Raw genomic sequence first — 3,666 nt, 5'->3', positions numbered from 1 at the left:
GAAAACCCCAAGCCCTCGGAGGCCGAGGTGCGCCACTACCTGGACGGCAATATCTGCCGCTGCACGGGGTATCACAACATCGTCAAGGCCGTGATGGCTGCCTCTGGGCAGGACGTCTCGGCACTCGCAGCGGAATAGGGGGGAACATGCCGAAGGATCACGGGATTGGCGCATCGACCAAGCGCCGCGAGGATGTCCGCTTTCTGACCGGACGCGGGGTTTATACCGACGACATGGCGCTGCATGGGCAGACGGCGGCGGTCTTTGTCCGCTCGAACGTGGCGCATGGGCGGATCAAGTCGATCAACACCGCGAAGGCGGCGGCGATGCCGGGCGTGCTGGCGATCTTCACGGGTGAGGATTTCAAGGACGTCGGCGGCAACCCGGCGGGCTGGCTGATCAACAGCCGCGACGGCACCCCGATGCGGGAACCCAAGCGCCCGGTGCTGGCGCATGGCAAGGTGCGCCATGTCGGCGACGCCTATGCAGCGGTGATTGCCGAGACGGTGGCTCAGGCCAAGGACGCGGCCGAGCAGCTGGCCGAGGATTCGGTGATCGAGGAACTGCCCGCCATCATCGACATGAAGGCGGCGGTGGCCGATGCGTCGAACCGGGTGCATGACGAGATCCCGGACAACGTCTGCTTCGACTGGGGCTGGATCGAGGACAACCGCGCGGCGGTGGATGCGGCGATGAAGGCGGCCCCGCATGTGGTGACGCTGAACCTGGTGAACAACCGGCTGGTGCCGAACGCGATGGAGCCTCGGGCTTCGATCGGTGAATACAACCCGGGGACGGGCGACTACAAGCTGACGACGACCAGCCAGAACCCCCACCTGACGCGGCTTCTGGTCTCGGCCTTTGTGCTGGGCATCCCGGAGAACAAGCTGACCGTGGTGGCCCCCGACGTGGGCGGCGGCTTCGGGTCGAAGATCTACCACTACGGCGAAGAGGCGCTGGTGCTGGCGGCGGCGAAGAAGCTGGGCCGCCCGGTGCGCTGGACGGCGGAACGGTCGGAAAGCTTCCTGACCGATGCGCATGGCCGCGACCATGTGACGAAGATCGAACTCGGCTGCACCAAGGACGGTGAAATCCTCGCGATCCGGACCGAGACTTTGGCCAACGTGGGGGCGTATCTGTCGAACTTCTCGACCGCGACGCCGACCTTCCTGCATGGCACGCTGATGTCGGGGCCCTACAAGGTGCCGCATGTCTATGTGAACGTGAAAACCGTTTTCACCAACACGGCTCCGGTGGACGCCTACCGTGGCGCAGGCCGCCCCGAGGCGACCTATTCGCTGGAGCGGGTGATCGACAAGATGTGCCGCGAGTTGAACCTCGACCCGTTCGAGGTGCGCCGGAAGAACCTGCTGACGCCGGACCAGTTCCCCTACCAATCGCCGGTGGGCCTGCTGTACGACACCGGCAACTACCAGGCCACGCTGGACAAGGCCGTGCAGATGGCTGACGTGGCGGGCTTCGAAAAGCGCGCGGCAGAGTCGAAGGCGCGCGGCAAGCTGCGGGGCATGGGGCTGTCGACCTGGATCGAGGCTTGCGGGATTGCTCCGTCCAATCTGGTGGGCATCCTGGGGTCTCGCGTGGGGCTTTATGACGCGGCGACGGTGCGGGTCAACGCGACAGGGAACATCTCGGTCATGGTCGGCGCGCACAGCCACGGGCAGGGGCACGAGACGGTGTTTGCGCAGATCGTGGCCGAGAAGCTGGGGATTCCCGACAGCTCGGTCGAGATCGTGCATGGAGATACCTCGAAGATCCCGTTCGGGATGGGGTCCTATGGGTCCCGCTCCTTGGCGGTCTGCGGCACGGCGATGACCAAGGCGGTGGACAAAATCATCGCCAAGGGCAAGAAGATCGCGGCGCACATGCTGGAGGCGGCCGAGGGGGATATTTCCTTCGAGGACGGCAAGTTCAGCGTGGCTGGGACCGACAAGGCCAAGACCTTCGGCGAGATCGCCTTCTCGGCTTACGTTCCGCACAACTACCCGTTGGAGACGCTGGAACCGGGGCTGGAGGAGACGGCCTTCTACGACCCGGCCAACTTCACCTATCCCGCAGGCGCCTATATCTGCGAGGTCGAGGTGGATGAAGGCACCGGCAAGGTCGACGTGGTGGCGTTCCACTGCGCGGACGACTTCGGCAACGTGATGAACCCGATGATCGTCGAAGGTCAGGTGCATGGCGGCGTGGGCCAGGGGATCGGCCAGGCCCTGTGCGAGTTCACCGCCTATGACGAAACCGGCCAGCTGCTGACGGGGTCCTATATGGACTACGCAATGCCGCGGGCCGAGGATGTGCCGTTCTACAACGTCGATTACAGCTGCCAGACGCCCTGCACCCACAACCCGTTGGGCGTGAAGGGCTGCGGTGAGGCGGGGGCCATCGGGTCCCCCCCTGCGGTGATCAACGCGGTGATCGACGCGCTGCAACGCGGCGGGCATGCCCACGTCACGCATATCGACATGCCAGTCTCGCCGTCGCGGGTCTGGTCGGCGATCAACGGCTAAGGGGGACATCATGCACAACTTCGATTTCGCGAAACCCTCGACCATCGCTGACGCTGCCAAGGCCTTGGCAGCGGATGGGGCGCAGGCCCTGTCCGGCGGGCAGACGCTGATCCCGACGATGAAACAGCGGCTGGCCGCACCGGGCGTGCTGGTCAGCCTGACCGGCATTGCCGAGATGCAGGGCGTCTGCACTGGCGACGGCGGGCTGCACATCGGGGCGGCGACTCCCCATGCGGTGGTCGCTCGCGAGGCCGCCGCGTACTACCCGGCGCTGGCCGCTTTGGCCGGTGGGATCGGCGACCCGGCGGTGCGGTCGCGCGGCACCATCGGCGGGTCCGTCGCCAACAACGATCCGGCGGCCTGCTATCCGTCCGCCGTGTTGGCATCGGGCGCGACGGTGGTGACCAACAAGCGCAAGATCGCGGCGGATGACTACTTTCAGGGCCTGTTCACCACGGCGCTGGAGGACGGCGAGTTCATCACCGAGGTCGTCTTCCCGATCCCGCAGAAGGCGGCCTATGTGAAGTTCAACCAGCCCGCCAGCCGCTTTGCCCTGACCGGAGTCTTCGTCGCGAAATTCGCGGATGGGGTCCGGGTCGCGGTGACCGGCGCAGGCAACGACGGTGTCTTCCGCTGGACTGAGGCAGAGGCTGCGCTTTCGGCCAACTTCTCGGCTGCGGTGATTTCCGGGCTGACGGTTGATCCCTCGGGCATGAACACCGACCTGCACGGCTCGGCCGCCTATCGGGCGAACCTGGTCAAGGTGCTGACCGGGCGCGCGGTGACGGCGGCAGGCTGACCGTTCGACAATACGCAAAGGCCCGGCGGAGCAATCCACCGGGCCTTTGCATTCAGGAGGGGGCATTCAGACCGGGAAGAAACCGTCCCGCGCCGGGTCATAGCTTTCCAGCCCGCCTTCCCCGGTATCGGTCCAAAGGCCGTGCAGGGTCAGCCGGTCATCCTCGACCGCGGTGCGGACGAAAGGGAAGGTCAGCAGGTTTTCCAGACTGGTCAGCACCGCCTGCTTTTCCAGCGCCGGCAGGATCTGGTCGTCGGGCAGTTGCGCGACCTTCTGGAACCCGGGGCGCAGGATGTCCATCCAGCGGCCGACGAAGCTGGTCTTCTCTTCCAGATGCGGCGC

General features: G+C 65.8%; 4 protein-coding genes. 3 read left to right on the top strand and 1 reads right to left on the bottom strand.

Annotated features, from left to right (window positions below):
- The 3 genes from U1E69_RS02940 to U1E69_RS02930 form a co-directional block, all read left to right on the top strand.
- Positions 1-138 (top strand): 2Fe-2S iron-sulfur cluster-binding protein (locus U1E69_RS02940; protein ID WP_322242728.1); only part of this gene is annotated, 138 nt, incomplete at its 5' end.
- Between the two features lie 8 nt (positions 139-146).
- Positions 147-2,525: a xanthine dehydrogenase family protein molybdopterin-binding subunit gene (locus U1E69_RS02935; RefSeq protein WP_322242726.1), complete on the top strand. Its 2,379-nt coding sequence runs from the start codon at positions 147-149 to the stop codon at positions 2,523-2,525.
- Positions 2,526-2,535: 10 nt separating this feature from the next.
- A complete protein-coding gene (locus U1E69_RS02930; RefSeq protein ID WP_322242724.1) occupies positions 2,536-3,324 on the top strand; it encodes an FAD binding domain-containing protein in 789 nt (262 codons plus the stop codon).
- A gap of 66 nt (positions 3,325-3,390) precedes the next feature.
- Here U1E69_RS02930 and U1E69_RS02925 read toward each other — a convergent pair.
- On the bottom strand, positions 3,391-3,666 hold a 276-nt coding region (locus U1E69_RS02925; RefSeq protein ID WP_322242722.1), incomplete at its 5' end, for a carbonic anhydrase.

Origin of the sequence: Tabrizicola sp. (assembly GCF_034366665.1) — a bacterium.
In the GTDB taxonomy this organism is placed as follows: domain Bacteria; phylum Pseudomonadota; class Alphaproteobacteria; order Rhodobacterales; family Rhodobacteraceae; genus Tabrizicola.
Note: the sequence above shows the minus strand (reverse complement) of the source record. Positions and strands in the feature narration are given on the sequence as shown.

Excerpts from the sequence above, each read along its gene's own strand:
- U1E69_RS02935 (WP_322242726.1), top strand. The coding sequence starts at position 147 with ATGCCGAAGGATCACGGGATTGGCGCATCGACCAAGCGCCGCGAGGAT.
- U1E69_RS02930 (WP_322242724.1), top strand. The coding sequence starts at position 2,536 with ATGCACAACTTCGATTTCGCGAAACCCTCGACCATCGCTGACGCTGCC.